This window comes from Pseudomonas sp. VEM90, assembly GCF_054611535.1.
The window spans coordinates 23,815-47,143 of sequence record NZ_JBTRAR010000028.1 but is presented as its reverse complement, the minus strand read 5'-3'; the positions used below and the strand labels follow the sequence as shown (position 1 = coordinate 47,143).

The 23,329-nt window shown below is 60.1% G+C and carries 18 protein-coding genes; 11 read left to right on the top strand and 7 right to left on the bottom strand.

Going from position 1 to position 23,329, the window contains the following annotated elements:
* Positions 1-33: 33 nt before the first annotated feature.
* The 4 genes from ACYCCG_RS22680 to ACYCCG_RS22665 all read right to left on the bottom strand — a co-directional run bounded on the left by ACYCCG_RS22680 (position 34) and on the right by ACYCCG_RS22665 (position 3,331).
* Positions 34-330, bottom strand: coding sequence for an amidase (locus tag ACYCCG_RS22680; protein WP_176683788.1), 297 nt, complete (start codon positions 328-330; stop codon positions 34-36).
* Positions 327-1,406 carry a serine hydrolase domain-containing protein gene (locus ACYCCG_RS22675; protein ID WP_176683789.1) on the bottom strand — a complete coding sequence of 360 codons (1,080 nt, stop codon included), beginning with the start codon at positions 1,404-1,406 and terminating at the stop codon, positions 327-329. Before ACYCCG_RS22675 ends, ACYCCG_RS22680 begins: the two co-directional genes overlap by 4 nt.
* 108 nt (positions 1,407-1,514) lie before the next feature.
* On the bottom strand, positions 1,515-2,075 hold the full coding sequence (locus ACYCCG_RS22670) for a response regulator transcription factor (protein WP_003255244.1): 561 nt from the start codon (positions 2,073-2,075) through the stop codon (positions 1,515-1,517).
* On the bottom strand, positions 2,075-3,331 hold the full coding sequence (locus ACYCCG_RS22665; RefSeq protein WP_176683790.1) for an ATP-binding protein: 1,257 nt from the start codon (positions 3,329-3,331) through the stop codon (positions 2,075-2,077). Before ACYCCG_RS22665 ends, ACYCCG_RS22670 begins: the two co-directional genes overlap by 1 nt.
* A gap of 202 nt (positions 3,332-3,533) precedes the next feature.
* Here ACYCCG_RS22665 and ACYCCG_RS22660 point away from each other — a divergent pair, with 202 nt between their 5' ends.
* From ACYCCG_RS22660 to ACYCCG_RS22620, 9 genes are all read left to right on the top strand, one after another.
* Positions 3,534-4,250, top strand: a complete 717-nt coding sequence (locus tag ACYCCG_RS22660) for an SIMPL domain-containing protein (protein ID WP_021781805.1) — start codon at positions 3,534-3,536, stop codon at positions 4,248-4,250.
* Positions 4,251-4,635: 385 nt separating this feature from the next.
* The gene (locus tag ACYCCG_RS22655) at positions 4,636-6,261 is read left to right on the top strand and encodes an ABC transporter substrate-binding protein (RefSeq protein WP_459671830.1); all 1,626 of its coding nucleotides are present in this window, start codon (positions 4,636-4,638) and stop codon (positions 6,259-6,261) included.
* A 147-nt stretch (positions 6,262-6,408) separates the two neighbouring features.
* Positions 6,409-8,001: an ABC transporter substrate-binding protein gene (locus tag ACYCCG_RS22650; RefSeq protein ID WP_339444373.1), complete on the top strand. Its 1,593-nt coding sequence runs from the start codon at positions 6,409-6,411 to the stop codon at positions 7,999-8,001.
* A gap of 228 nt (positions 8,002-8,229) precedes the next feature.
* Positions 8,230-9,609: an OprD family porin gene (locus ACYCCG_RS22645; protein WP_021781802.1), complete on the top strand. Its 1,380-nt coding sequence runs from the start codon at positions 8,230-8,232 to the stop codon at positions 9,607-9,609.
* Between the two features lie 78 nt (positions 9,610-9,687).
* Positions 9,688-11,298 carry an ABC transporter substrate-binding protein gene (locus tag ACYCCG_RS22640; protein ID WP_459671827.1) on the top strand — a complete coding sequence of 537 codons (1,611 nt, stop codon included), beginning with the start codon at positions 9,688-9,690 and terminating at the stop codon, positions 11,296-11,298.
* Between the two features lie 91 nt (positions 11,299-11,389).
* Positions 11,390-12,400, top strand: coding sequence for an ABC transporter permease subunit (locus ACYCCG_RS22635; protein ID WP_021781800.1), 1,011 nt, complete (start codon positions 11,390-11,392; stop codon positions 12,398-12,400).
* Between the two features lie 10 nt (positions 12,401-12,410).
* The gene (locus ACYCCG_RS22630; RefSeq protein WP_009685150.1) at positions 12,411-13,337 is read left to right on the top strand and encodes an ABC transporter permease subunit; all 927 of its coding nucleotides are present in this window, start codon (positions 12,411-12,413) and stop codon (positions 13,335-13,337) included.
* 10 nt (positions 13,338-13,347) lie between these two features.
* The gene (locus ACYCCG_RS22625) at positions 13,348-14,316 is read left to right on the top strand and encodes an ABC transporter ATP-binding protein (RefSeq protein ID WP_209967892.1); all 969 of its coding nucleotides are present in this window, start codon (positions 13,348-13,350) and stop codon (positions 14,314-14,316) included.
* A complete protein-coding gene (locus tag ACYCCG_RS22620; protein ID WP_028697406.1) occupies positions 14,316-15,284 on the top strand; it encodes a peptide ABC transporter ATP-binding protein in 969 nt (322 codons plus the stop codon). Before ACYCCG_RS22625 ends, ACYCCG_RS22620 begins: the two co-directional genes overlap by 1 nt.
* Before the next feature lie 470 nt (positions 15,285-15,754).
* On the opposite strand, the gene ACYCCG_RS22615 is transcribed toward ACYCCG_RS22620, so the two are convergent.
* The 3 genes from ACYCCG_RS22615 to ACYCCG_RS22605 form a co-directional block, all read right to left on the bottom strand.
* Positions 15,755-15,859 (bottom strand): LysR family transcriptional regulator, encoded by a 105-nt coding sequence (locus ACYCCG_RS22615; RefSeq protein ID WP_339444394.1) that lies wholly within the window; start codon positions 15,857-15,859, stop codon positions 15,755-15,757.
* A 144-nt stretch (positions 15,860-16,003) separates the two neighbouring features.
* Positions 16,004-16,873: a DMT family transporter gene (locus tag ACYCCG_RS22610; protein ID WP_339535414.1), complete on the bottom strand. Its 870-nt coding sequence runs from the start codon at positions 16,871-16,873 to the stop codon at positions 16,004-16,006.
* Between the two features lie 298 nt (positions 16,874-17,171).
* On the bottom strand, positions 17,172-17,534 hold the full coding sequence (locus tag ACYCCG_RS22605; protein WP_392487875.1) for a cation:proton antiporter domain-containing protein: 363 nt from the start codon (positions 17,532-17,534) through the stop codon (positions 17,172-17,174).
* Between the two features lie 440 nt (positions 17,535-17,974).
* Between ACYCCG_RS22605 and ACYCCG_RS22600 the strand changes: the two genes are divergently transcribed.
* Together ACYCCG_RS22600 and ACYCCG_RS22595 are read left to right on the top strand one after the other, a co-directional pair.
* A complete protein-coding gene (locus tag ACYCCG_RS22600; RefSeq protein WP_459671824.1) occupies positions 17,975-22,201 on the top strand; it encodes an RHS repeat-associated core domain-containing protein in 4,227 nt (1,408 codons plus the stop codon).
* Positions 22,198-22,833: an imm11 family protein gene (locus tag ACYCCG_RS22595; RefSeq protein ID WP_100774671.1), complete on the top strand. Its 636-nt coding sequence runs from the start codon at positions 22,198-22,200 to the stop codon at positions 22,831-22,833. The genes ACYCCG_RS22600 and ACYCCG_RS22595 overlap by 4 nt, the downstream gene beginning before the upstream one ends.
* Positions 22,834-23,329: the final 496 nt, after the last annotated feature.

The following is a 23,329-nucleotide window of genomic DNA, read 5'->3' as shown; positions in this document are numbered from 1 at the left end:
TGAAACCAGGCCGCCAACCTTACCCGCCTGCATTCATGGCAGCAAGCGGCAGCCCTCACGGGCGCCTTGCCAGGCCGCCTGGCTACGCCGCCCCAGTCCTTCAGCGGTGACTTGCCGCTGCTGGCTGTTTTCCTCCAGCAGGCTCAGTGGCAGCCATTGTTTCACATACCCCAGGCAGTACGCCTCGTCGAAGCCCATGACAAAGCGGCAGGAACAGTATTCCTTGGCCGAGTAGGCCGGGAGGATGCCGGGGAAGTCCGCCAGCGCCTGGCGTTCCTGCCAGGCCCAGTACAGGAGCCCTGCCAGTACCAGCAGCCATAACCGCTTCATGCCCCCTCCCCGGCCAGTGCCGCCAGCACCCGTTTGAGCAGTTCGTCGTGTCGATAGCTGCTGTCGCGGTCATCGGCATAGCGCACGATCACCAGCTTTTGCTCAGGCAGCACATATAACGCCTGCCCCCAGTGGCCAAGGGCGGCGAAGGTGTCTGCCGGTGCACTGGGCCAAGGCCGTTCGGCGCCAGCCAGCGGTTGGTTGAGCCACCAGTGGCCACCAGGGTTGGCCTCGCCAGGCAGCGGCTGGGCCTGGGCAAACGGGGTGCGGTTGAAGGCTACCCAGGCTTTAGGCAGCAATTGTCGGCCCTGCCAGCGCCCGTCGCGCTGCATCAGCAGGCCGATACGGGCCAAATCGCGGGCACTGAGGTACAGATAGGAAGAGCCTACGTAGGTGCCTGCCCGGTCACGCTCCCACACCGCACTGCCGATACCCAACGGGGTGAACAGAGCGTGCCAGGGGTAGTCGGGGTACTGCCCGGCATCGAGCATGCCGCGCAGCGCTGCGGCGAGCAGGTTACTGTCGCCGCTGGAGTAGAGGAATCGCTGACCGGGGCTGGCAGCGATACCCCGCGCTGCCGTATAGGCAGCCATGTCTGCGCGGCCACGGGTATACAGCATGGCCACCACAGAGGATTTCAGCGGTGCATATTCATAGTCTTCCTGCCAGTCGAGGCCACTGGCCCAGTGCAGCAGGTCGGCCACGCGCACGCCGGGGTGGGCGCGCATAGGTGGATAGAAGCGGCTGACCGGGTCTTGCAGCTGGAAGCGGCCTTCGCCCTGGGCCACGCCCATTATCGTGGCCAGTACGCTCTTGCTTACCGACCAGGTCAGGTGCGCGGTGTCGGCACGGGTGGGCGCTGTGTAGCGCTCGTGGAGGATACGACCGTCGCGGATGACCAGCAGAGCGTCGGTGCGGATGCCGTTGCGCTCTGAGGGAGAGCGTGCGGGAAAGGCGTAAGCGTCGACGGCCCGCCAGTCAAGGGAGGCAGGGTCGTTCTGCCACTGCGGGTCAGGCCAGTCCTCAGCCTTGACGCTACCTGCAATCATCGCAAGGAGGACCAACAGTACCTTCATCGTGCTCGCCCTGATTGGGGCTGCCTTGCAGCCCTTCGCGGGCAAGCCCGCTCTCACAGTTGCAGGAGCGGATGCCCCCGCGAACAGGCCAACATCATCAATAGAGCATCAGCGCCGAACCGGCCGCTTCTGCAACTTGCGCTGCAGCGTCCGCCGGTGCATGCCCAGCGCCCGTGCGGTCGCCGAGATGTTGCCTTCATGCTCGTTCAGCACGCGCTGGATGTGCTCCCACTGCAGGCGATCGACCGACATCGGGTTTTCCGGCACCAGGGTATCCAGGTCGGTGTGCTCCGACAGCAGCGCTGCCAACACGTCATCGGCGTCAGCCGGCTTGCACAGGTAGTTGCAGGCACCGCGCTTGACTGCCTCTACTGCGGTGGCAATGCTCGAGTAACCGGTCAGGATCACCACGCGCATTTCCGGGTCCAGTTCCAGCAACTTGGGCAGCAGCACCAGGCCGGAGTCGCCATCCATCTTCAGGTCCAGCGTGGCGTAGTCCGGCAGGTCCTGCTGGGCCAGGATCAAGCCTTCTTCGGCAGAACTGGCAGTGCTCACACGGAAACCGCGACGGCTCATGGCCCGGGCCATGACCCGGGTGAAGGTGGCATCATCATCCACCAGCAGCAGGTGCGGCAGCTCTTCGCTTTCGACCTGGTTTTCTTCGCTCATCATTCATCTCCTCGCTTGCCATAGGGCAGGCGCAGTTCGGTCAGGGTGCCACCCTGTTCATGACTATAGAGTTTCACCGAGCCGCCCGCACGGGTCACGCTGGCCTTGCTCAAGAACAGGCCCAGGCCGAAGCCTTTGCCCTTGGTGGTAATAAAAGGTTTGCCAATGGCTTCGGCAATGGCCGGCGGTACACCAGGGCCATGGTCGTGGATACTGATGACAATGTCTTGGGCGTCCCAGTCCAGGCGCACCTCCAGATCATCGGGGCAGGCATCGGCGGCATTGTTCAACAGGTTCAGTAGCGCCTGGGTCAGGTCTGGCGGCGGTGCCAGGCGCGGCACTTTGCCGTCGCGCAGGCGCTGGAAGCGGTAGCTGGCTTCCGGGCGCATCAGGTGCCAGCGGTTGAGCGCCTCGTCCAGCCACGCAGTCACATCCTGCTCCACGATGGCCAGGCGTCGGTTGGCTTCGGCTGCGCGTACCAACTGTTGCAAGGTCTCTTTGCACAGCTTTACCTGGTCCTGGAGGATCTGCAGGTCCTCCTGCAACAGCGGATCGGTGTGGTCCTGGCGCATTTCGTTGATCAGCACACTCATGGTCGCCAGCGGTGTGCCCAGCTCATGGGCGGCACCGGCGGCCTGGGTAGCCACAGCCAGCAGTTGCTCGTCGCGCAGGCTTTCTTCACGCCGTTCTGAACGCAGTTGCTCCTGGCGGCGCAGCTCTTCGGCCATGCGCGCAGCAAAGAAGGTGATCACTGCGGCAGCCAAGGCAATGCTCAGCCACATGCCGTAGACCTGCATCTTGTCCCGCGCCATTGGCAGCCCTTCGAGCGGGTAGAACTGCACCAGCAGCAGGCTGTAGGCCGTCAGCGCAATACCCGACAGGATCAGCGAATACAGCCACGGCAAGGTCACCGCAGCGATCGCCAGCGGCACCAGGTAATACGACACGAACGGGTTGGTCGAGCCGCCGGAGTAATACAGCAAGGCGCTATGGATCAGCAGGTCACAGGCCAGCTGCAGGGCGTATTCCATTTCGGTGACGGGCAGCGACAGGCGCAGGCGCAGGGCCGTGAAGGCACACAGCAGCGAAGACAGGGCCAAGGTGCCGGCCAGCGACAGCCAGGGCAACGGCAGCAGTTCGGTCCAGTAGGCAACGCCCACCGAGCCGGCCTGGGCAGCCAGGACCAGGACCCGAATAAGGGTGAGGCGCCAGAGGTTCTGGCGGGTAGCGGACAACGGTTGTACGGCGGCGAGCATGAGCTCTCCTGATGAGTGCTCCAGAAAAATCGGCTGGAGTATACCGAAGCCGGGCGCCTCGCTGCAGCGATGCGGCAAAGCGCCACACTTTGTCACAGGTTCATGATGGCACTTTTGAACCCACTACACTGTTGCCGGTCCGATGGGCCATGCGTGGAATGGAAGTCCAGCCCCCACGCCTTTCAATGCCAAGGAGTATCACATGCAAATCCCACGTCGCGGCGCCGCCCTGATCATGTCTTGCGGCCTGCTCGCCAGCCTGCCGGCACTGGCCGCCGATGAACCACGTTTCAACCAGGTATCGCTGCGGGCCGAAGTCAGCAAGGAAGTGGCGCGCGACCTGATGGTCGTGACCCTGTACAGCGAAGCGCAGAACAGCGACCCGGGCAAGCTCGCCAAGCAGATCACCGAAACCATGAACAAGGCCGTGCAGCAGTCGCGCCAGGTCAAGGACGTGAAGATCAGCCAGGGCAGCCGCAACAGCTACCCGGTGTACGACAGCAAGGGCCAGAAGATCACCGGCTGGCGCGAACGCGCCGAGCTGCGCCTGGAAAGCGCCAACTTCCCGGCCTTGTCCCAGCTTACCGCCGATCTGTTGCAAGAGCTGAAAATGGGCGGCATGGACTTCTCCATCGCCCCGGCCACGCGCAAGGCCAGCGAGGATGCACTGCTCAAGGATGCGGTCGATGCCTTCAAGGCACGCGCGCAACTGGCCACCGAAGCGCTGGGCGGCAAAGGCTACAAAGTGGTCAGCCTGAACCTCAACAGCAGCGGCTACCCGCGTCCGTACTTGCGTAGCGCGCCGATGGCGATGAAGGCCATGGGGGCTGATGAAGCAGCACCGGCGCCAGATATCGAGGCGGGCACCAGTGAAGTGAGCATGAATGCCGATGGCCTGATCGAAGTGCAGATGCCATAAGGCGTCCACGCATCTGTGGGAGCGAGCGGGCTCGCGAACAAGACACTGCGGTGGATGGCACGGGCTTCGCCCGTGTTCGCGGGTAAACCCGCTCCTACAGGTGACCGCATCAATTTCACGATTTTCGGAAGTTTCCTACGCACCACATAGGTGCCTTCCTACATTCCTGCCCGTCCGAAACATCGCGCAAAACGCCATCATTCTGCCTACGCAAACGTTTAACTTCGCCAAAAGTTATATCGATGCGACATCCATGTACGGACGTTCCACTTTTCTGGCGCCAACTATCCTCCTACCTGTTGCATTGGGAACAGCCCCTGCATAAGTATCCGCAGGTCGGCTCACGAGGCCACCTCATCCAAAAAATGACAACAATGAGGCCACCATGCTCAAACACGCAGTCATTCCGTTCCTGCTGGGTGCAGGCTTGCTCAGCGGCGCACCGTCGGCCGTTGCCGCATCCAACCTGGTGTTCTGCTCCGAAGGCAGCCCGGCCGGCTTCGATCCGGGGCAGTACACCACCGGGACCGACTTCGACGCCTCGGCAGAGACCGTGTTCAACCGCCTGACCCAGTTCGAGCGCGGCGGCACTGCGGTCATCCCGGGCCTGGCGACCCAATGGGAAGTGTCCGACGACGGCAAGACCTATACCTTCCACCTGCGCGAAGGGGTCAAGTTCCACACCACCGACTACTTCAAGCCCAGCCGCCCGTTCAACGCCGACGACGTGCTGTTCACCTTCAACCGTATGCTCGACAAGGACAACCCGTTCCGCAAGGCGTACCCCACCGAGTTTCCATACTTCACCGACATGGGCATGGACAAGAACATTGCCAAGGTGGAGAAACTTGACGAGCACACGGTGAGGTTCACCCTCAACGAGGTTGACGCCGCGTTCATCCAGAACCTGGCCATGAGCTTTGCCTCGATCCAGTCCGCCGAATACGCCGACCAGCTCCTAAAGAACGGCAAGGCCGCCGACATCAACCAGAAGCCGATCGGCACCGGCCCGTTCGTGTTCAGCAAATACCAGAAGGACGCGCAGATCCGCTTCAAGGGCAACGAGGACTACTGGAAGCCCGAGGACGTGAAGATCGACAACCTGATCTTTGCCATCACCACCGACGCCTCGGTGCGCATGCAGAAGCTTAAAAAGAACGAGTGCCAGGTCACCCTGTTCCCACGCCCGGCCGACATCGAGCCGCTAAAAGCCGACAAGAACCTGCAAATGCCGCAGCAGGCCGGTTTCAACCTCGGTTATATCGCCTACAACGTGATGGACAAGATCAAGGGCAGCAACGAGGCCAACCCCATGGCCCAGCTGAAAGTCCGGCAGGCGCTGGACATGGCCGTAGACAAGAAAAAGATCATCGAGTCGGTGTACCAGGGCGCCGGCCAGTTGGCGGTCAACGCCATGCCGCCCACACAGTGGTCCTATGACGACAGCATCAAGGACGCCGCCTTCGACCCCGAGAAAGCCAAGCAACTGCTCAAGGAAGCCGGCATCAAGGAAGGCACCGAAATCACCCTTTGGGCCATGCCCGTGCAACGCCCGTACAACCCCAATGCCAAACTGATGGCCGAAATGCTCCAGTCCGACTGGGCCAAGATCGGTATCAAGGCGAAGATCGTCAGTTATGAATGGGGCGAGTACATCAAGCGCTCCAAAGGTGGCGAACAGGGTGCCATGCTGATTGGCTGGAGCGGTGACAATGGTGACCCGGACAACTGGCTGGGTACCCTCTACGGTTGCGATGCCGTCGATGGCAACAACTTCTCCAAGTGGTGCTACAAGCCCTACGACGACCTGATCAAGCAGGCCAAGGCCACGTCCGACCAGGCCAAGCGCACCGAGCTGTACCAGAAGGCGCAGCATATCCTCAAGGAGCAGGTACCGATCACCCCGATCGCCCACTCCACTGTCTACCAGCCCATGAGCGCCAAGGTGAAGGACTTCAAGATCAGCCCGTTCGCGCTGAATTCCTTCTACGGCGTCAGCGTGGACAAATAGGCTGACCGAGGCACCCGCTGAGCGGCGGGTGCCCCTCCCTCCTTGCCACCCTTTCATGTCGTCCTGCGGCTATCCGCTGCGGGGTCGGCTAACTGTTGCCGCCATTCGCACCCCAAGGCGGCGCAAACAGATGAAAAAGGAATTGCCATGCGCCACGTCAAACGCCTCTCGACCCTTCTGGCCCTGGGCCTGATCAGCCAATCCCCGGCCCTTTTGGCCAACAATCTGGTGTTCTGCTCCGAGGGCAGCCCATCTGGCTTCGACACCGCCCAGTACACCAGCGCCACCGACAACGACGCCGCCGAACCCATCTACAACCGCCTGGTCGAGTTCGAACGTGGCGGTACCGCCGTGCACCCGGCCCTGGCGACCCGCTGGGAGGTGTCCGACGACGGCCTGCGCTACACCTTCCACCTGCGTGAAGGGGTCAAGTTCCACAGCAACAAGGCCTTCAGCCCGAGCCGCACGTTCAACGCCGACGATGTGCTGTTCACCTTCAACCGCATGCTCGACAAGGGTCATCGGTTCCGTCAGGCCTACCCTACCGAGTTCCCCTATTTCATCGGCATGGGCCTGGACAAGAACATCGCCCGTGTCGAGAAGATCGACCCGATGACCGTGGTGTTCACCCTGAACACGGTCGATGCCGCGTTCATCCAGAACCTGGCCATGAGCTTCGCCTCCATCCTCTCCGCTGAATACGCCGAGCAGTTACTGGCCAGTGGACGCCCCAGCGACATCAATCAGCAGCCTATCGGTACCGGGCCGTTCGTGTTCCAGCGCTACCAGAAGGATTCGCAGATCCGCTACAAGGGCAACAAGGACTATTGGGCAGCGAACGAAGTGAAGATCGACAACCTGGTGTTCTCGATCAATACCGACCCCTCGGTGCGCATCCAGAAGCTGCGCCGCAACGAATGCCAGGTCACCCTGCACCCGCGCCCGGCCGACCTGCCGGCGCTCAAGGCCGACAGCACGCTGCAGGTGCTCCAGCAACCAGGCTTCAACCTCGGCTACATCGCCTACAACACCCAGCACCCGCCATTCGACCGCCTGGAAGTGCGCCAGGCAATGGACATGGCGGTTAACAAGAAAGCCATCATCCAGGCGGTTTATCAGGACGCCGGTCAACTGGCGGTCAATGCCATGCCACCGACCCAGTGGTCCTATGACGACAGCATCAAGGACGCCCCGTACGCGCCGGAAAAGGCCAGACAGCTGCTGCAACAGGCGGGTGTCAAACCTGGCACCGAGATCACCCTGTGGGCCATGCCGGTGCAGCGCCCGTACAACCCCAATGCCAAGCTGATGGCCGAAATGCTCCAGGCCGACTGGAGCAAACTCGGGTTCAAGGTGCGCATCGTCAGCTACGAATGGGGCGAATACCTCAAACGCATGAAAAACGGTGAGCACGACGTCGCCCTGATCGGCTGGACCGGTGACAACGGCGACCCGGACAACTGGCTGGGCACCCTATACAGCTGCGATGCCATCGGCAGCAACAACTACTCGCAGTGGTGCGACCCGCAGTACGACAGCCTGGTCAAGCAGGGCAAGCAGGTGACCGACCGTACCCAGCGCACCGCCCTCTACCAGCAGGCCCAGCAGCGGCTCAAGCAGCAGGTACCGATTACCCCGGTGGCGCATTCCACAGTGAACCAGCCGCTTAGCGTCAAGGTTTCCCAGTTCAAGGTCAGCCCGTTTGGGCGCAATGATTTTTCCGGTGTGAGTGTTGATTAAGCGTTAGCCAGTACCGGCCTCTTCGCGGGCAAGCCCGCTCCCACAGGATCTCAACAGGTTCGGACACTGCGCCCTACCAGTGGGAGCGGGCTTGCCCGCGAAGAGGCCAGTACGGCCAACACAACGCCCCGATTCTGCCCGGTGATCCCGCGGCAACCCTGGCAACACAGCAGCAATCACCCGGCCCACAAGGCCGGCCATAACTAGAAAAGAAAGGGAGCTTTAACCTTGAAAGTATTCACCTTGACCGCACTGGCGTTATCCATCAGTGCCTTTTCCACTGTGGCCCAGGCAGATCCGCAGAGCCAGGACTACCTCCCGCTCACCCTCAAAAGCACCAGCGAGCAAGCGCAAGCCAGCGGCTTCATCGACGGCCAAAGCCTGTCCGGCAGCACCCGCAACTGGTATGCCCGCGAACGCGCCGCACGCGCGCCGCTGTGGAAGTACTACAAGAACGACGGCACCCGCCACGACACCCACAGCCGTGAAAACTGGGTACAGGGCACCATCCTCAACTACAGCTCCGGCTTCACCCAGGGCACCGTGGGCTTCGCCGTCGAGGCCGCCGGCTACAACGCCATCGCCCTGCAGCAGAGCCGCGAAGCCATTGCCGGCCCCAACAACCGCACCCTCACCCACAGCGATGGCGACCCCATCGGCCAGTGGAGCAAACTGGGCCTGGGCAATATCAAGGCGCGTGTTTCCAACACCACCCTTACCCTCGGCCGCCAGTCGGTGGACACGCCGATGATCGCCTACATCGGCAACCGCGCCCTGCCCTCGAGCTTCCAGGGCGCGTTTCTGCACAGTGCTGAATTCGACAACCTCAGCATCGACCTGGGTACCTTCGACCGCGTCTCGCCACGTACCGAACAGAGCCTCAGCAAGTTCCGCAGCGAGTACAGCGCCACCGGCGTGGAAACCGACCGTGCCAGCACCGCCGGTATCAACTACCAGCCGTTCAAGAGCCTGAGTACCAGCCTGTACGCCACCAAGGTCGACGACTTCTGGAACCAGTACTACTTCGGCGCCAACCATGTGCTCGGCGACAGCGCAGTGCTCAGCCTGAGCACCGGCCTGAACTACTACAAGACCGTCGACGCCGGCAGCCAGAAAATGGGCAAGATCGACAACGATACCTACAGCCTGTCACTGGGCCTGACCCATCAGGCCCACACCCTCAGCGCCTCCTGGCAGCAGGTCAACGGCAACGAGTACTTTGACTACCTGCACGAAACCAACGGCATCTTCCTGGCCAACTCGCTGCTGTCGGATTTCAACGGCCCCAACGAGAAATCGCTGCAGATTTCCTATGTGCTGAACATGGCGCCCTATGGCGTGCCTGGCCTGAAGTTCAACCTGTACAACGCCCGCGGCTGGGGTATCGACGGCACCCACTACCGCGGCACTGCCTACGACGTGAATGGCCTGGATGGCGAAACCCACTATGAGTGGGGTATCGGCACCAGCTATGCGCTGCAGAGCGGGCCGCTGAAAGACACCAGCATCCGTGCCACCTACACCACCCATCGCGCCAGCAAGGCACAGGGCGATGGCAGCCTGGATGAGTTCCGCGTGGTCACCACCATTCCGTTCAACATTCTCTGACCGTCGGCGCCCTGGCCCGTTTCGCTGCGGGCCGGGGCGGCTACGCTGGAACCAATGCAAGCAGGGAGTTTTCGACACATGCACAGAGCTTTCATGAAATCGCGGCCGTTGCGCCTAGCCCTGGTCGCGCTGCTTCTGGGCGGCGCCACGCAACTGGCGGCCAAACCGCTGGTGGTGTGTACAGAAGCCAGCCCGGAAGGGTTCGACATCGTCCAGTACACCACCGCAGTCACCGCCGATGCCTCGGCCGAGACAGTGTTCAACCGCCTGGTCGACTTCAAACCCGGCACCACCGAGATCCAGCCAGCCCTGGCCGAGCGCTGGGACATTTCAGCCGACGGCCTGACCTACACCTTCCATCTGCGTCAGGGGGTGAAGTTCCACACCACCGACTACTTCAAGCCAACTCGTGACTTCAACGCCGATGACGTGCTGTGGAGCCTCAATCGCCAGCTCGACTCGAACCACCCCTGGCATGACAAGACCAGCGTCGGCTACCCGTACTTCGAGAGCATGGGGTTCAAGGAACTGCTCAAGTCGGTCAGCAAGGCTGACGAGCACACCGTGGTGATTACCCTCAGCCGACCGGAAGCGCCGTTCCTGCGCGACATGGCCATGGGCTTTACCTCGATCTACTCCGCCGAATACGGCGACCAGTTGCTCAAGTCTGGCAAGACCGCCGAGCTGAACAGCAAGCCGATCGGCACCGGCCCTTTCATTTTCCAGCGTTACAACAAGGACGCCCAGGTCCGCTTCAAGCCCAACCCGGACTATTTCCGCGGCAAGCCGCCGGCCGATGCGCTGGTGTTCGCCATCGCCATCGACAGCAACGTGCGCCTGCAAAAACTGCGCGCCAACGAGTGCCAGGTGGCGCTCTATCCCAAGCCCGATGACGTGCCGTCGATCAAACAAGACCCGAAACTCAAGGTTGAAGAAATCGAGGCCTTGGTCACCGGCTACATCGCCATGAATACCCAGCACAAATACCTCAACGACGTGCGCGTGCGTAAAGCCATCAACATGGCCTTCGACCGCCAGACCCATGTCGACCAACTGTTTGGCAAAGGCAACGCGCTGGTAGGTGTAAACCCTTACCCCCCCACCATGATCGGCTACAACACCCACAACCAGAACCCACCGCGCGACCTCGATAAAGCCCGCGCACTGCTCAGTCAGGCCGGTGTACCCGAGGGCACGGTAATCACCCTGTTCACCCGCAACGGCGGCGGCCCGACCAACCCCAACCCGCGCCTGTCCGCCGAGATGCTGCAAGCCGACCTCAAACAGATCGGCCTCAAGCTGGATATCCGCGTCATGGAATGGGCCGAGATGCTGCGCCGGGCGAAGAACGGCGAAGCCGACCTGGTGTCCACCGGCTGGGCCGGCGACAACGGCGACCCGGACAACTTCCTCAGCCCGCTGCTCAGTTGCGATGCCGTGAAAAGTGGCGAGAACTATGCGCGCTGGTGCAACCCCAAGTTCCAGGAACTGATCAGCCGCGCCCGCGAAGTGATCGACAACGACGAGCGTGCAAGGCTCTATAACGAGGCATTGAAAGTGTACGATGACGACCAACCCTGGATCAGCATGGCTCATCCAAAGATGTTCACCGCCATGCGTGACAACGTGGAGGGCTACGTGATCAGCCCTCTGACCAACAATAACTTCGCCACGACCAAGGTGAAGTAGAACAACAACGACCGCCGGCACCCCACACGGGGACCGGCGGCACTGCCGTAGCGGGCTGATCGCCCCACGGCCTGATGAGGTAACCCCGACAATGTTGAGTTTTATTGCCCGGCGCCTTGGCCTGCTGATACCGACCTTTTTCGGCATCACCTTGCTGACCTTCGCGCTCATACGCCTGATCCCCGGCGACCCGGTGGAAGTGATGATGGGCGAGCGCAGGGTCGACCCCGAAATGCATGCCCAGGCCATGGAACGCCTGGGCCTGAACAAGCCACTGCCGGTCCAGTACCTGGACTACGTCGGCAAACTTGCCCAGGGTGACCTTGGCGAATCGCTGCGCACCCGCGAGAGCGTGTGGCGCGAGTTCCTCACCCTGTTCCCGGCCACCCTTGAACTGGCCTTCGCCGCCCTGCTGTTCGCCGGCATCGTCGGCCTGCTGGCCGGGGTAATCGCTGCACTCAAGCGCGGTTCATTGTTCGACCACGGTGTCATGGGCATATCACTGGCCGGCTACTCGATGCCGATTTTCTGGTGGGGCCTGATCCTGATCATGTTCTTCTCGGTAAGCCTGGGCTGGACCCCGGTATCCGGACGCATCAACCTGCTCTACGACATCGAGCCGAAAACCGGCTTCATGCTCATCGATACCCTGCTCAGCGATGAAGAAGGCGCGTTCAAGGACGCTGTGATGCACCTGATCCTGCCGGCCATCGTGCTCGGTACCATCCCGCTGGCAGTGATCGCCCGCATGACCCGCTCGTCGATGCTCGAAGTGCTGCGTGAGGACTACATCCGCACCGCCCGCGCCAAAGGCCTTTCGCCGGCCCGTGTGGTGTTCGTGCATGGCCTGCGCAATGCGCTGATCCCGGTGCTGACCGTGTTCGGCCTGCAGGTCGGCACACTGCTGGCCGGTGCGGTGCTGACCGAAACCATCTTTTCCTGGCCGGGCATCGGCAAATGGCTGATCGAAGCCATCGGTGCCCGTGACTACCCCGTGGTCCAGAACGGCATCCTGTTGATCGCCTGCCTGGTGATTCTGGTCAACTTCGTCGTGGACATCCTCTACGGCCTGGCCAACCCACGCATCCGTCATCAGCGCTGAGGCCTTTGCCATGACTAGCCCGATTCCAAAATCCGTGTCGCCGGCCAGCCCGGTGGACCAGAGCCTGCTTTACCCCTCCCCGTACAAAGAATTCTGGCAAGCCTTCGCGCGCAACAAGGGCGCGGTAATGGGCCTGGCCTTCATGTGCCTGGTGGTGTTCTGCGCGCTGTTCGCGCCTTGGGTCGCCCCGCATGACCCGAGCGAGCAGTACCGCGACTTCCTGCTGACCCCGCCGGTGTGGCTGGAAGGCGGCACCTGGCAGTTCATTCTGGGCACCGACGAACTGGGCCGTGATCTGCTTTCGCGGCTGATTCAAGGTGCACGGCTGTCGCTGCTGATCGGCCTGTCGTCAGTGGTGATGTCACTGATCCCGGGCATTCTCCTTGGGCTGCTGGCCGGCTTTTTCCCGCAGTTGCTCGGCCCGTCGATCATGCGCCTGATGGACGTGATGCTGGCCTTGCCGTCGCTGTTGCTGGCCGTGGCCATCGTCGCCATCCTCGGCCCTGGCCTGATCAACACCGTGATCGCCATCGCCATCGTCTCGCTGCCCTCATATGTGCGCCTGACCCGCGCCGCGGTGATGGGTGAACTCAACCGCGACTACGTCACCGCCGCACGCCTGGCCGGTGCCGGCCTGCCACGGCTGATGTTCGTCACCGTGCTGCCCAACTGCATGGCCCCGCTGATCGTGCAGGCCACCCTCAGCTTCTCCTCAGCCATCCTCGACGCCGCCGCACTGGGTTTCCTTGGTCTCGGCGTACAGCCGCCAACCCCCGAGTGGGGCACCATGCTGGCTTCGGCCCGAGACTACATCGAGCGCGCCTGGTGGGTAGTGAGCCTGCCTGGCCTGACCATTCTGCTCAGTGTGCTGGCAATCAACCTGATGGGCGACGGCCTGCGCGATGCGCTGGACCCGAAACTCAAGAACGCCGCCTGAGGAGAACGCCATGTCACTGTTGCAGATCAACAACCTGAACGTGCGCTTCGGCGACGCCAATGCAGTACCGGTGGTAGACGGCCTGGACCTGAAAGTGGACGCTGGCGAGATCCTGGCCATCGTCGGCGAATCCGGCTCGGGCAAGTCGGTGACCATGATGGCCCTGATGGGCCTGATCGACGCACCCGGGCGCATCACCGCCGACTCACTGACCTTCGACGGCACCGATATGCTCAAGCTCAGCGGCCGCCAGCGGCGCAAGGTGGTGGGCAAGGACATCGCCATGGTCTTCCAGGACCCGATGACCGCGCTCAACCCCAGCTACACCGTGGGCTTCCAGATCGAGGAAGTGCTGCGCCAGCACTTGGGCCTTAAGGGCAAGGCTGCCCGCCAGCGTGCTCTGGAGCTCTTGAAGAAGGTTGAGATTCCGGCCGCAGAAAGCCGCCTGGACGCTTACCCGCACCAGCTGTCAGGCGGCATGAGCCAACGTGTGGCGATCGCCATGGCCATTGCCGGCGAGCCCAAGCTGCTGATCGCCGACGAACCGACCACGGCCCTCGACGTGACCATTCAGGCTCAGATCATGGAACTGCTGGTCAACCTGCAGAAGGAGCGCAACATGGCGCTCATCCTGATCACCCACGACCTCGCCGTGGTCGCCGAAACCGCCAGGCGGGTGTGCGTGATGTACGCCGGCCAAGCCGTGGAAGTGGGCCAGGTGCCAGAACTGTTCGATGTGCCCGCCCACCCTTACAGCGAAGCCCTGCTCGCCGCGATTCCCGAGCACAGCATTGGCGCCGAGCGCCTGGCCACACTGCCTGGCATCGTCCCCGGCCGCTACGACCGCCCCGTCGGCTGCCTGCTGTCACCACGCTGCCCCTATGTACAGGACAATTGCCGGCGCCAGCGCCCGCCCCTCGACCCACAGGCCTACAGCCTGGTGCGTTGCTTCTACCCGCTGAATCAGGAGGTGGCGTGATGGCCGTCGTACTTACCGCGCGGGAGCTGACCCGGCATTACGAAGTGTCCCGCGGGCTATTCAAGGGCCACGCGCTGGTGCGCGCGCTCAACGGCGTGTCGTTCGAACTGGAGGCCGGCAAGACCCTGGCCGTGGTCGGTGAGTCCGGCTGTGGCAAGTCGACCCTGGCCCGCGCCCTGACCCTGATCGAAGAGCCTTCGTCCGGCTCGCTGCAAATTGCCGGCACCGAGGTGAAGGGCGCCAGCAAGGCAGAGCGCAAACAACTGCGCCGCGATGTGCAGATGGTGTTCCAGAGCCCCTACGCCTCGCTCAACCCACGGCAGAAGATCGGCGACCAACTGGCCGAACCGCTGCTGATCAACACCTCGCTGAGCAAGGCCGAGCGCCGCGACAAGGTGCAGAAGATGATGGAGCAGGTCGGCCTGCGCCCCGAGCACTATCAGCGCTACCCGCACATGTTTTCCGGCGGTCAGCGCCAGCGCATTGCCCTGGCACGGGCGATGATGCTGCAGCCGAAAGTGCTGGTGGCGGACGAGCCAACCTCGGCGCTGGACGTGTCGATTCAGGCGCAGGTGCTGAACTTGTTCATGGATCTGCAGAAGGAGTTCAACACCGCCTACGTGTTCATCTCGCACAACCTGGCGGTGGTACGGCATGTGGCGGATCAGGTACTGGTGATGTACCTGGGGCGGCCGGCGGAGATGGGGCCGAAGGAGGACATCTACGCGAAGCCGCTGCACCCGTATACCCAGGCGTTGCTGTCGGCGACACCGGCGATTCATCCAGACCCGTTGAAGCCGAAGATTCGCATCGCCGGAGAGCTGCCCAACCCGCTGAACCCGCCGGATGGGTGTGCATTCCACAAACGCTGCCCGCATGCGACCGAGCGGTGTGCCAAGGAGGTGCCGGCGCTGAGGCAGGTGAGTACGCGGCAGGTGGCTTGTCACTATGCCGAGCAGTTTCTTTAACTGTTAGAAAACTGGGCAGCCCTCAATGCGAAAAACAGCAGTTTGCTGCGCTGCCCAGTCACGCTTCCTGACCACCGCTCACTTAGCAGGACTAATAGTGGAGGACTGAGCATGCGTTTCAGCGCCGAGCATCTGAGGATGCGGCGGGAGGAGCGCAGCTGAAGTGCCAAGGCTTTTTGATTGTGGAGCTGAATCCATTTGTGGACGAGGTTGCCATTGAGGCTGTAGCCCAAGGCGATGTTTGCGATGGAGGCACCGGGCTCGTCGCACTCTGGGCTTTGAAAGATTTATTGTAGGTACGGCGCTGAGGATGCCTGGAAAATCCGCTTGATGGGCCAGAAATGGTGTCCACTTTTAGGTGGACACCATGGCCTTCGCCGGCTCCGTCAGGAAAATGTGTTGGCCGGACGGATACCGGGATTCGACTATCAGGGGAGTGTAAGTTTTTTTGTGTGCGGGACAAGGCATTTTCAATGCTTTAATACCTGCTTGCTGACTGCAGACGCCGTCAAGCCTAATCGGGCAGATGTACCTACAAAACTTCCAGCTTCAACTACTACCGCAAATGCTGCCATGCAAGGCAACATATCAACATGAATTTTCGCAAGATAGCATTGATAGTCAATTATTATGAGCACTCACATCCACAGGCCCACAGCGAAGAAATACGCCATTGGCACAATCCCCAAAAATCTACAATTTTATAAGTCGAAACAATCTCACCCGTAAAGGTGCAGAAGCAAAGCCCCTGACAGCACTAGGCTAACACCGCCGATCTGGATGACTGACAGCCGCTCGCGAAAAAAGAAGTACCCCAGGATCGCGGCAATACCACCCGACAACGTGCTGATGACGGTGACAACGGAAACCGAGCCATTTAGAGCCCCCCAAGAAAACGCAGAAAACCCTCCCAAGTTGAAAAGACTGGCCCCACACAGTGAGCCATAGGTCTTCAGCATTATCGTCGTATGATCCCGCAGAAACTTGACGGCTTCAGGGATAAGGAACATGACCCCCACCGCATACCCTAGCGCCAGCATGTTCACCGGCCCCAGCGCCGGCAAGGCGAATTTCCCTTGAATCCAGAAGCTGATGCCGTAAAGCATGGCCGCCAACAAAGCAAACCACACAGACATCACACTGGTGACCTTACGATCGAAACCACCACCATTATCGCTGCGGCAGGCCAACAGCACGCCGAAAAAGCAGACAAGGATACCAACCACCTGCCAAGCGGAGAGGGCATCGCCACCCAGCCATGCCAACAGCGTTGTAAAAACACCATACGAAGTGACCAGGGGCGCCACGACTGCTGTTTTGCCAATAGCGAAAGCTTTTGAAAGCGCCAGCGCTCCTACTACGGTGCATAGAGAGGCGACAATTCCTAACCCTATCGTGAGCCAAGGCGCAGATGTAAACTTTTGCCACTGATCGGCTGAAATGGCAATAAAGACTGCCATCAAGAGAAGTCCTAGCAACTGCCCAAAAAGTACCGCCCGTTTCACTCCGACCGCTCTTGCGTTCACGCCGACCAAGAAATCGGTAGCCCCCCAGAACACCGCAGCCAGCAACCCCATGAATACGTCCATAGTAACGGCCTTAATTATGATTTATCCCTGAACCTCCCCAGACAGTAATCGGGAAAACAGCAGAAATCAAACACCTATTTTGGACGAATCTCTACAGACTGAGTATTTCTGCACGCCCACCAGGCTAGCAACCCCAGTAACGGGTTAGTTAGTACCGTAGAGACAACGGCAAGCGCCAAGAGAATACTGTAGGAACTTTCAGACAACACCCCAACCTGTACTCCTACACTAAGTATCACTAATTCAACGAGACCTTTGGTGTTCATCAGCACACCAACTTCTATTGAATTTATTGGTCTCAAGCCCGACATCCAGGCCCCAATGTATGAACCCAGCACCTTGCCGAGAGTCCCCCCAGCAAGAACAACAGCAGCCATAGCCATAGACTTGGCTCACTGAAAGCACTTAGGGAAACCTGGATGCCAGCGGCGGCAAAAAAGATTGGGGTAAGAAAGAGATGACTGAACCTCCCGATCCATCGACGCCATGCCTCCTCCATCGAGCAGACGTCGTAAAACACGTATGCTGCCATGACCGCGCCAATTGCCTGATGGAAACCGAGCATCCCTGTAAGCTGCGCCGAAGCCAGGCAATACATAAAGGCAGCAGCGACACGGGAGCGCTCACCAAGAGACGTGACGACGGCCTGTTTTTTAGCCATGGACGGAGCAACAGGAGCGTCCGTGCGGCATGCGCTGTAAGACCGGCTTTGGTCCCCTTCATGGAAACGCTGATAAGGAATGATGCGTTACTGAGCGAGTACAACCACTCCAACAACTACGACTTTTCTGACAGGCGCCTCTGAAACTCAAAAAAATTCAGACTTCGTGCGCAAAGCCCCTCCCCTCTCTACAACCCAGAAAACTCCCGGGACGTGGCTCTATGACACCACGCTAAACCGCGCATAACCCTTACCATACTTGGCTTTCGCATCGTTGACAGAGCGGCGCACGGGTCTATTTACTTGACACCTTTCACGGAAGATTACACGGCAATTGGATTGAAACGCTCACCGTGCATTTCAGGGAGATGCCCATGATCATGGATCGACTCGACCGGGTCGCACGTTGTCCCGTATCTGGCGAACAGGAGTAACCCCTCATGTTCGAAGCGGCCAGGTTCGGCGACGAGATATCGCACACCAGCGCGCTGGGAGGCTTCCTGATCGGGGCCGCCCTGGGGATTGCGCTGGTGGCCACGGTGGCCATCGCCACGTTCACCTGCGGGTTCGGCGTGGCCTTGCTGGCCGGCCTCGCAGCCGGCATCGGGGGCAGCTTGCTGACCGCCGCCGGAGAGGCGATAGGCAGTATGTTCTCGTCCCCCTCAGGGACGATAACCACTGCCTCACCCAACGTGTTCATCAACAGCCGCAAGGCCGCCCGCGTCGAAAAAAGCATCGGTGCCTGCGACAAGCACCCAGGGCCGGTGCAGATTGCCGAAGGCTCGACCAACGTCTTCATCAACAGCGTCGCCGCCGCGCGCAAGGGCGACAAGCTGACCTGCGGCGCCACCATTTCCGGTGGTTCGGACAACGTCATCATCGGCGGCGGCACCTACCGTTACCTGCCCGTGGACGATGAAGTCCCGGAGTGGCTGCGCACCACCGTGGATGTGCTGATGGCCATCGCCGGTGCCGCAGGCGGTATCGCCCAGCTGATCAAGGCGGGTACCCAGGCCGGCATGAAAGCCGTCATGCCTTGCGCGCTGAAGTTCACGGCCGGCTTCGTCGCCGGTGAGGTGGCCAGCCGTTACGTGGTCGAACCCGTGGCCCGCAAGGCTATCGGCGGCCTGGTCGGCAACCCCGTCGACCTCACGACGGGCCGCAAGCTGATCCCCGATGAAATCGACTTCAGCCTGCCGGGCCTGATGCCGATCGAGTGGTCGCGCTTCTACGCCAGCGACCTGACGGTCGACAGCGTACTCGGCCGCGGCTGGGTGCTGCCCTGGGAGCAGAGCCTGCGCCGCCAGGGGGCATTCATCTACCTCACCGACAACCAGGGCCGCGAAGTCCCGTTCGTGACCCTGCAACCGGGGCAGCGCATCTACAACCCGCACGAGCAGGTGTACCTGGTGTGCACCGAGGGCGGCCACTACATCCTGCAGACCCTCGACAACCTGTTCTTCTACTTCGGCGAAGTACCAGACACCAACACCGAAGTGCCGCTGCAGCGTATCGAGAACGTCCTCGGCCACTTCCTGCACTTCACCCGCACGCCCGACGGCACACTGACCGACATCAGCGCCACCGGCGGCATCCGCGTGCACCTGCACTACGACAACCCGCTGGGTCGCCTGACCGACATCAAGCGCGTGGTGAACAACGAAGCGGTGGAAACGCTTACCCAATACCGCTACGACGAACACGGCCAGCTGAGCGCGGTGATCAACCGCAACGGCGACACCGTGCGCAGCTTCAGCTACGCCGACGGCCTGATGGTGACCCACAGCAACGCGCTGGGGCTGGGCTGCCACTACCGTTGGCAAACCCTGGGCGACAGGCCGCGCGTGGTCGAACACTGGACCAGCGACGGCGAGCACTACCACTTCCGCTACGACCTCGATAGCCGCACCAGCTGGGCCACCGACGTGCTCGGCCGCGAGCTGGAAGTGCAGTACAACGCCGACCACCGTGTGGTCGCCAGCCGCGACTATGGCGGCGAGCGTTACGCCATCGAGCTGGACGAACACGGCAATATGGTTGGCCTGACCTTGCCGGACGGTAACCGCCTGCAATTCAAGTACGACGAATTCTCCCGCCTGCTCGAAGAGACCGACCCGCTGGGCCGCAAGACCCAGTACGAATATCACCACCTGACCACGCTGGTGACCCAGGTCAGCTACCCGGATGGCAGCACCTGGCGAGCGCGCTACGACGACAAGGGCAACCTGCTCGCCGAATTCGATGCCCTCGGCCAGATGACCGAGTACCTGAACAGCGATGACGGCCTGCCGCACACCATCATCGACGCGACCTACAAGTCCAAGTACCTGTGGTGGAACACCCTGGCCCAGGTCGAGCGTTATCAGGACTGCTCGGGCAAGAGCACCTGGTACCGCTATGACGAGCGCCAGCACCTGGTCGCGGTAACGGACGCGCTGAACCAGACCACCACGCTGGAACGCAAGCCCGACGGCGAAGTGCAGCGCATCAGCCACCCGGACGGCACCACCGAAACCTTCACCTACAACGTCTACGGCCAGGTACTCAGCCACACCGACGGCAAGGGCCAGACCACCCGCCTGATACGCACGGCCCGCGGCCTGCCGAGCAGCCGCCAGGATGCCAAGGGCCAGCGGGTTCGCTACGAGTACGACAAGGCCATTCGCCTGACCGCGCTGGTCAACGAGAACAACGCCACGTACAGCTTTGCCTACGACGTGTCGGACCGGCTGAGCGAAGAAGTGCGGGTGGATAACCTGACCCGGCGTTTCAGCTACAACGTCGGTGGTCATCTCACACGACTGGATGAGATTGGCTATGGCGAAAATGCCGAGCGGCCCGAGCGCCATACGCTGTTCGAGCGTGATGCCATTGGCCGTTTGGTCGCCAAGATCAACCGTGATGCGAGCCAGACATTCGCATACGACGACGGCGACCGGTTGCTGAGCATCGAGCGGCAACCGAGCGGGATCGGCAAGCAGCTTGGGATCACGGAAGAAAAGCTTGAGTACGCCTACGATCTGCTCGGTCGGCTGACCAAAGAAATCACCCCTGACGGCACGCTTGGCTACGAGTACGACCCGCTCAGCAACCTGACCACGCTGACCCTGCCGGATGGGCGTAAGGTCAATCACCTGTATTACGGCAGTGGCCACCTGCACCAGCTGAACCTGGACGGCCAGGTGATCAGCGACATGGAGCGCGATGACCTGCATCGCGAGGTGTACCGGACCCAGGGCAAGCTCACCAGTTGCTTCGGTTATGACGCCATGGGGCGCAAGGCCTGGCAGTTTGCCTCGACCTTGCCGGCCGACAAGCTTTCGCAGGTGCACAACACCGGCATCAATACCTCGTTGCTGGTCGAGCACGCCTACAACCCGATCCACCGCCGTTACCAGTACGACCCGGCCGGTGAACTGGTGCGAACCCTCGACAAGCTACGCGGCGAGATCAAGTACGAGTACGAAGCCAACGGCCAGTTGCGCAGTCGCGATACCGGCTCGTTGATCGGCAGCGAGGAATTCCGCTACGACCCGGCAGCCAACCGCCTGGACTTCAATGCGCGGCAGTTCGACAAGGTCAAGGACAACCGCATCAAACAGTGGCGGGACCAGGAGTACCGCTACGACCCGTGGGGCAACCTGATCGAGAAACGCTCTGGGCACAGCAAGCTGCAGCACTTCGCCTATGACTGTGAGAACCGGCTGGTGCGGGCGGAGACGTTGGTCAATGGCAAGCTGGAAAGCCGAGGCGAGTACCGGTACGACAGCCTTGGGCGGCGGGTGGCCAAGCAGGCTGAAATCAAGGGCGAGGTCGAACAGAAGCGCTTTCTCTGGCAGGGGCTGAGGATGCTGCGGGAGGAAACGCCAGGGCAGAGCATCTTGTACCTGTACGAGCCGGGTAGCTATGCGCCGTTGGCCCGGGTTGATCAGGTTGAAGGGGAAGAGCAGAAGGTCTATTACTTCCATACTGACCAGATTGGTACGCCGCTGGAGCTGACGGACAGTGACGGGCAGATCATTTGGCAGGCGACGTACCGTTGTTGGGGGGCTGTAGAGCAACTGCCTGTTAATAAGGTTGAGCAGAATCTACGCTTCCAAGGCCAATACTTTGATGTCGAAACCGGACTGCATTACAACACTTTCAGATTCTATGATCCTAAGGTTGGCCGATTTTTGACTCAGGACCCCATAGGCTTGGCAGGGGGCTTGAATATATATTCGTACGCTGAAAACCCTATCCAAGAAATAGATCCGCTGGGGTGGTGCTCTACGAAACTGGGTAATAACATGGGGGCCAGAAAGGGGGATGGAATGGCTAATCATCATTTAATCCCCGAAGAAATAATGAAAAAGCCTCGTTACGAAAAAATGTTTAACAGGCTTCGGTCAATGGGCTTTAATGATGATGGTGCATCCAATGGTATATTTTTGCCGGGTAGTAAGAAGCTAACGCAAAACATTGATCTGCCAGGGCATTGGTCAAGTCATGCTAAATATACTAAGGTCATTGAGTCTAAGATTTCTGCTTTGAATGACGCCTTTAGGGCTGGTAAGGTTTCTGATACGCAATTGGTATTAGGTATAGGTAAAATCCAGAGTTTCGCGAGAGAAAGTCTGGAGAATAATACGTTTGTTGTGGATGCGATCACTGGGAGGCTTTTGTGAGTGGTTCCAATTATTACGTTTTACGCTATGACCCGCAGGGCAGTGGCTGCCCAATCGTGTTGTCAGGTTTTTTTAATTGTAGTGAGTTTGAATGGGATCCGTTTGAGCCAAGTCCGCTGGGGCTAAATATAACAAAAAAATATGTTTTAAAGCTGTCCGGGCTTGAAATGGAGTTGTCGGATCTGGAGTTTGATTACTACAGCATCGGTGATACTTATGTTTCGAAAAAATTTTTAGAGGTTTGCGATGAGGTTGGGGGGAAGTATAAGGCTATTCCTTTGGAGATAACCTATAAGGAGCAGTCTAGGAAAGGGGAGTTTTTCATTTTTCTTCCTGGTGAAAGTTTAGCGGCTCTGGATAAGATTGAGTCGGTATTCGAAACATCCAAGGACCTGGAGACCGGTCTCGAAATTGAAAGTCATATTTATACGGGGGCGGTGAATATTGATGCTATAAGTAGGTTTGTGGTTTCCCCAGAGCTGCAGTCGGATATTTTTAGATGTCAAGAAACCTTAGAGCTGTTTTGTAGTGAGAGGTTCAAGTCGGCGGCAACTGGCTTGAAGGGTGTTTCGTTTGAAAAAGTTGATGATAATTATTCGTATGATGCATGGGCTGAATTGAACGATATTTGAAGGCTCTAAGAGCTTTGCGAGGGGCTAGATGTCTTTGATTGTTGCGTGTCACGCCAGACCTTTGAAAATATGCAGCGCGTTGGTGCTGCCTAACAGGCGGCAGTGCCAGCGTTGCTTTTTTAGCACAGCGAGTGTAAGCGAAGTCTTCGCTCGTCAATCTTTAGACGGCGTGTCTCAGGGGGCTATAATACGATGCTTGGGATATATGGCTTTCAAAAAAATCATGTTGTTCCCGCGGCAGCTATCTAAGAATGCTGCAAGCAAGTGGGCGAGGTAACTGTTCATAATTTATACAATATTGATTTCCTGCCGAAATGTGAGGAGAGTCACCGGGTGTGAACGGTATATCGAAGCTCTTCCGCGTAATAATACTTCGACCATAGAGAAAAACTGGATGTTATTCACGATTACGTAAAAAGGTTGAACCAAAGCGGACTATCAAAAGGCTAACTCACGGAGTCATGGTTGATGAGAGAAAGGGATTGCGCGCAGATGA

What these genes read in the sequence shown, in the direction of transcription:
- ACYCCG_RS22680 (WP_176683788.1), bottom strand. Translation starts at nt 330, where the DNA reads ATGAAGCGGTTATGGCTGCTGGTACTGGCAGGGCTCCTGTACTGGGCC.
- ACYCCG_RS22675 (WP_176683789.1), bottom strand. Translation starts at nt 1,406, where the DNA reads ATGAAGGTACTGTTGGTCCTCCTTGCGATGATTGCAGGTAGCGTCAAG.
- ACYCCG_RS22670 (WP_003255244.1), bottom strand. Translation starts at nt 2,075, where the DNA reads ATGAGCGAAGAAAACCAGGTCGAAAGCGAAGAGCTGCCGCACCTGCTG.
- ACYCCG_RS22665 (WP_176683790.1), bottom strand. Translation starts at nt 3,331, where the DNA reads ATGCTCGCCGCCGTACAACCGTTGTCCGCTACCCGCCAGAACCTCTGG.
- ACYCCG_RS22660 (WP_021781805.1), top strand. Translation starts at nt 3,534, where the DNA reads ATGCAAATCCCACGTCGCGGCGCCGCCCTGATCATGTCTTGCGGCCTG.
- ACYCCG_RS22655 (WP_459671830.1), top strand. Translation starts at nt 4,636, where the DNA reads ATGCTCAAACACGCAGTCATTCCGTTCCTGCTGGGTGCAGGCTTGCTC.
- ACYCCG_RS22650 (WP_339444373.1), top strand. Translation starts at nt 6,409, where the DNA reads ATGCGCCACGTCAAACGCCTCTCGACCCTTCTGGCCCTGGGCCTGATC.
- ACYCCG_RS22640 (WP_459671827.1), top strand. Translation starts at nt 9,688, where the DNA reads ATGCACAGAGCTTTCATGAAATCGCGGCCGTTGCGCCTAGCCCTGGTC.
- ACYCCG_RS22635 (WP_021781800.1), top strand. Translation starts at nt 11,390, where the DNA reads ATGTTGAGTTTTATTGCCCGGCGCCTTGGCCTGCTGATACCGACCTTT.
- ACYCCG_RS22630 (WP_009685150.1), top strand. Translation starts at nt 12,411, where the DNA reads ATGACTAGCCCGATTCCAAAATCCGTGTCGCCGGCCAGCCCGGTGGAC.
- ACYCCG_RS22625 (WP_209967892.1), top strand. Translation starts at nt 13,348, where the DNA reads ATGTCACTGTTGCAGATCAACAACCTGAACGTGCGCTTCGGCGACGCC.
- ACYCCG_RS22620 (WP_028697406.1), top strand. Translation starts at nt 14,316, where the DNA reads ATGGCCGTCGTACTTACCGCGCGGGAGCTGACCCGGCATTACGAAGTG.
- ACYCCG_RS22615 (WP_339444394.1), bottom strand. Translation starts at nt 15,859, where the DNA reads ATGGCAGCATTTGCGGTAGTAGTTGAAGCTGGAAGTTTTGTAGGTACA.
- ACYCCG_RS22610 (WP_339535414.1), bottom strand. Translation starts at nt 16,873, where the DNA reads ATGGACGTATTCATGGGGTTGCTGGCTGCGGTGTTCTGGGGGGCTACC.
- ACYCCG_RS22605 (WP_392487875.1), bottom strand. Translation starts at nt 17,534, where the DNA reads ATGGCTAAAAAACAGGCCGTCGTCACGTCTCTTGGTGAGCGCTCCCGT.
- ACYCCG_RS22600 (WP_459671824.1), top strand. Translation starts at nt 17,975, where the DNA reads ATGTTCGAAGCGGCCAGGTTCGGCGACGAGATATCGCACACCAGCGCG.